The organism is Bacteroides sp. D55t1_190419_B8 (genome assembly GCF_015558905.1).
GTDB classification, from domain to species: domain Bacteria; phylum Bacteroidota; class Bacteroidia; order Bacteroidales; family Bacteroidaceae; genus Bacteroides; species Bacteroides vicugnae.
The window spans coordinates 1-2,505 of the sequence record NZ_JADMOU010000064.1 but is presented as its reverse complement, the minus strand read 5'-3'; the positions used below and the strand labels follow the sequence as shown (position 1 = coordinate 2,505).

Here is a 2,505-nt window from a genome sequence, read left to right as displayed (position 1 = left end):
TGCATAGAACCATATTGTCAAGAGGGCTTCGCACCAAACAATTACTCGTAAAGCACGCCTCTTTAGGCTACTGTTGACGGAACAACAGGTTCAGACATTATGCTGAACAATTACTTGTACGACTTCTTGTCGCACCTCTTTATGCAAAGATAATTGATTTTGAGGAATAGTCTATTTTTTGTTTTTAGAAAAACGCATTTATTAATGTGAAAGTTGTCTTTAGTAAGAAGGTTTTTATGTATTTCTTTAAAAATGGGACAGAAACAAGAAAAATAGACCTTGTGATATACTAAAATAGATTGTTAATTTGCAACGAGAAATTTTGGCATTAGTGCGATGGTATATCGCGCGCTTGCTTATATTAATTAAAAAGAGAATTTAGAAATGAAAAAGAATTTATTTTATTACTTATTTGCTGTATTGTGTACAGTGACATTAGTTACTTCTTGTAGTGATGATGATGGACCTAGTGATGGGGGGACAAGTGCATTAGTTGGTGAAATAGCTGGGACCTATGAAGGACAGCTAGATGTAGTTATGGAAGGCATTCCATTGGCAACTTCTAATCAGTATATCTTTATTTCTAAAGATCAGGAGTCAAAAGTAAAGTTAGAATTAAGAGATTTTTCAATTCCTCTTGCTCCAGGTGAAGATCCTGTTAGTATTGGTACAATTACAGTTCCTGGTATTGAATTGGAAGGCGATAATTCTAATGTAGTGCTAAAGAGTACAGATGCTGTTATTAATCATCCTGATTTGGGACATTTGGATGTTACAGTTTCTGGTAAAGTTGTGGATAAGAAAGCTGATTTTCTTATTTCTGTAGTATATGCAGAAGTTGTTAACATAAAGGTTACATTTGAAGGTCAACAAGTAAGTTCTGATATTGATAATACTGATTATGCAACTTCTATTGCTGCATGGTATAAGCGTACAGACTTGACTGCAACTGGTATGGAAGAGGTGAAATATCCTAACACAGGTATTGAATTGACTCGTATAGGATTGAACGAAATATCAATTAACAAATTTACATTGAGTTGCATTAATCCTAGTAATAGTAAAGTTGTAACTCGCTCTATAACTGTTGAATCTGCTAAAGTTGTAAAAAAGACAGATGGATTATATATTAATCAGATAAAGCAAACTTTAACGAGTTCGTTATATGGTGATGCAGAATTTGAATTATCAGGTAAGGTCGTAGACCAAACTTTAACATTGAATATGAAAATGACGCAAGGCGATCTCGTTACTGATTATGTATATACAGGCGTTGTAAAGAAGAATGGAACAAAGATTGAAAGTATGACTGTTGAGGGAAATGTTGTACTTGTACAACCGGAGTTTAATGGTACAACTATTGTATTTTATGTAAAACCAGGTACTACATCTGAAGAAAAGAAGTTAGTTCCGACTTTTACTTGTTCAGATGGAGCGATTATTACCATTGCAGATGAAGAATATGTTCCTGGTACTGTTATTGATTTTTCTTCTGCAGTAAAAGTAAAAGTGATTGCCGAAAGTGGTTCCACTTCTACTTATACAATAAAAGCAGAGGAATTGGATATTGTTAATGCTGCTACTAATTTGGATGAGTGGGTTATACAAAATGCTTCAGGTGATGAATGGCAACAATTTGAGGAGCCTGTGAACGGTTGGGCAACTTCTAATGCAGGAGTAATGTATATAAAACTGTTTTATCCAGGTCAATATGCAACAGATAAACCTTATGTTGTGACATCTACGAGTGATGCAAAAAGTGGTAAAGCAGCTCGTTTAGAAACGGTGAATACTAATCCAGAATTTGCTGTGTCATTGGCTCCGGTTGTAACTTCAGGTACTGTTTTTACGGGTACATTTAAGGTAAATATTACTAATACACTAAAGAGTACGCAATTTGGTGCCCCTTGTTTACAAGAGCCTAAAAAGTTTAAAGGTTCTTATAAATATGAATCTGGACCAATATATTATAATTGTGCTGATCCTGCTAAAACATATTTAGTAACAGTAGTGAAAGATAAAAAAGATGTCCCTGCTATGAATGCTGTTCTTTATGAGGTAGATAGTTATGCTTCTGATGTTTTGGATGGTACTAACCTATTGACTTCAGATAAGATAGTAGCAGTTGCTTCTGTAGATGGTAAAGAGCAAGCTTCATATGTTGATTTTGATGTTAACTTTACTTATAAACCAGGTAAGAGTTACAATTCATCTAAGAAGTATAAACTAGCAATTGTTTGTTCATCGAGTAAAGATGGTGATCACTTTAGTGGTGCTCCAGGTAGCGTGCTTTATTTAGACAATTTAGAAGTTACATTCTAAAAGAGATATTCAAATATCTTTGGATAAATATAATAAAAGAAGCATTGGGTTATTAAAAAACTCGATGCTTTTTTTGTATCATAGGAACTGTGGTGGCGTTTGTTTAGTAAGCATCCGATAAAGTCCCCGTTTTCTCTGTCATATTTTCATAGCACCTTTGCCTGTGCAATATTGCATGAACTT

Annotated in this window: 1 protein-coding gene; it reads left to right on the top strand. The window is 34.1% G+C overall.

All coding sequences use genetic code 11. The features are described 5' to 3' along the window. The first annotated feature begins 384 nt into the window (after positions 1-384). On the top strand, positions 385-2,322 hold the full coding sequence (locus I2I13_RS24330; RefSeq protein WP_195650754.1) for a PCMD domain-containing protein: 1,938 nt from the start codon (positions 385-387) through the stop codon (positions 2,320-2,322). The last annotated feature ends 183 nt before the right edge of the window (positions 2,323-2,505 follow it).

Coding starts and splice junctions, on each gene's coding strand:
- I2I13_RS24330 (WP_195650754.1), top strand. CDS start 385: ATGAAAAAGAATTTATTTTATTACTTATTTGCTGTATTGTGTACAGTG.